The organism is Anaerolineae bacterium (genome assembly GCA_014360855.1).
GTDB lineage: Bacteria > Chloroflexota > Anaerolineae > JACIWP01 > JACIWP01 > JACIWP01.
The window spans coordinates 1-1,897 of the sequence record JACIWP010000400.1; the positions used below are offsets into that span (position 1 = coordinate 1).

Below are 1,897 nucleotides of genomic sequence, written 5' to 3' on the forward strand. Positions count from 1 at the left end.
GGCCGATTTGACATTTCCCGCGAGTGGGAGTATGATTGCCTTGTAAGTGCAGAGCGGCTTGTTGGGAAAGGGAGTTCAGGTCCATAGCCCCGTAAGGGTCAGGATCGTGGCCCAAGCGGGGTTTTCTTTTTGGGGCTTTCTTCGCACAACCTCCGGCGGAGTTGCGCGATGAAGCTCTCGTCCCTGCAGGGGCGAGCACATACGAACGGAATGCACGGCATTCCAAAAAATCAAATTTCAAAAGGTGTTTGTTGTTAAGGAGGAAAGCAGTCCAATGAGCGAGCGCATTATCGGAACCGTCAAATGGTTCAATTCCACGAAGGGATACGGCTTCATCGAGCGACCGAATGGCCCGGACGTGTTCGTCCACTACTCCGCCATTCAGAGCGAGGGATTTCGCGATCTCGCCGCCGGCGAGAAGGTGGAGTTCTCCATCGAAGACAGCCCCAAGGGACCGCATGCGGTTAACGTCGTCAGGCTCTCATAACTGACGCCTGCACGCCTGCATCGTGTCTCGTTCCGCCGGCGAGACGCGTCTCGGAGCAGGAAATCCACGAACCCCGTGTCATATGGCACGGGGTTCGTTTTATTTCCTCTGCCGGCTTCCTTGAACCAGGGCCAGCAGTTCCTCGCCGTAGCGCGACAGGATGAAATCACTCATGCCGGCAACAGCGCGCAGTGCCTCCAGGTCCGCCGGCCGCTCCTCGGCAATGCGGTGTAGAAGCCGGTTGGACAACAGGACCGAAAGGGGTATGCCCTCTTTCTCCGCGCGCTGGTTGCGCCAGGCGCGCAAGCGCTCGAACAGCTCTTCGGTCAGCCGGTCGGAGCCGTTGTTGGCGGAGCGCCGGCCGTTGGCCGGCAGGATCACCGGCTTTTCCTCTCCCCGCGCGATCGCCTGCAGGAGGGCACAGCCGTATTCTCTTCTCTGCCAGGCCGGCAGGGCCAGCACCTCGTCCAGCTCCGCGGCGGTGCGCGGCCGCCGCCGGCTCAGCTCCACCAGCAAATGGTCGCTCAACACCCGGAAAGGCGCACGATTGCGCCGGCGGGCAATCTCATCCCGCAAATTGTACAACTCCCGCAAAACCCCCAGCCCCTCGGGGTCCAGATCCCGCGCCCCTTTCAGCCGCAGATAGGCATCGGGATCCGCCGGCGCGCGGTTCCAAACAGCCTTCTCCACCTGGCGAAAGGCCTCTTCCGCCACCCTCTCCAGCCGGCGCGACCGCAGTTCCACCAGCAGGTTCTCCCGCAACGGGAGCAGATAATGGGTATCCAGGCGGGCGTAAGCCAGCACCTCCTCGCTCAGCGGACGGTGCCCCCAGTTGTACTGTTGGTAGCGCTTGTCAATCTGCACCCCCAGCCGTTCCTCGAGCAAACGCGCCAGGCTGAGCTGTTTGAGGCCCAGTAACTGGCCGGCCAGCATCGTATCGAACACGTTGCGGAACTCGAAACCGAAGTCCCGGCGCAGTGTGCCAATATCATATTCTGCCGCATGGAACACCTTCTGCTGGGCCGGATTGGCAAACAATTCCCCCAGGGACCGGACATCCGGCAGAGCCAGCGGGTCAATGATGTAGTCCATATCGGGCGTGGAGAGCTGGATCAGGCACACGCACTCATAATAGGCGTAGAGGCTGTTCGATTCGGTGTCCACTGCAATCAGGGAATGCCGGCGCAGTTCTTGAACGACCCGCTGGAGTTGTTCGGGGGTGGTTACCAGCATCCAGGGTGCGTTGAGGTCGGCGAAATCAGGCATATGGTATGGGGCTCAATAGATGAGATACTTGCGCCAAATTTCGTTGGGCACAGATTGGGACACCAGCGCCAGGGCGATGAAGCGCGGCCGGCCGGGCCGGTTTCGCAGGGTCAGGCCGGCTTCCTCCGGCGTGCGGTTGCCCTT

General features: G+C 61.2%; 3 protein-coding genes. 1 reads left to right on the plus strand and 2 read right to left on the minus strand.

Going from position 1 to position 1,897, the window contains the following annotated elements; all coding sequences use genetic code 11:
• The first annotated feature begins 274 nt into the window (after nt 1–274).
• Nucleotides 275–487: a cold-shock protein gene (locus H5T60_14465; protein MBC7243634.1), complete on the plus strand. Its 213-nt coding sequence runs from the start codon at nt 275–277 to the stop codon at nt 485–487.
• Between the two features lie 99 nt (nt 488–586).
• On the opposite strand, the gene H5T60_14470 is transcribed toward H5T60_14465, so the two are convergent.
• Together H5T60_14470 and H5T60_14475 are read right to left on the minus strand one after the other, a co-directional pair.
• Nucleotides 587–1,753, minus strand: coding sequence for a ribonuclease D (locus tag H5T60_14470; protein MBC7243635.1), 1,167 nt, complete (start codon nt 1,751–1,753; stop codon nt 587–589).
• A 12-nt stretch (nt 1,754–1,765) separates the two neighbouring features.
• Nucleotides 1,766–1,897, minus strand: a 132-nt coding sequence (locus H5T60_14475; protein ID MBC7243636.1) for an HNH endonuclease, incomplete at its 5' end; no start/stop codon positions are given.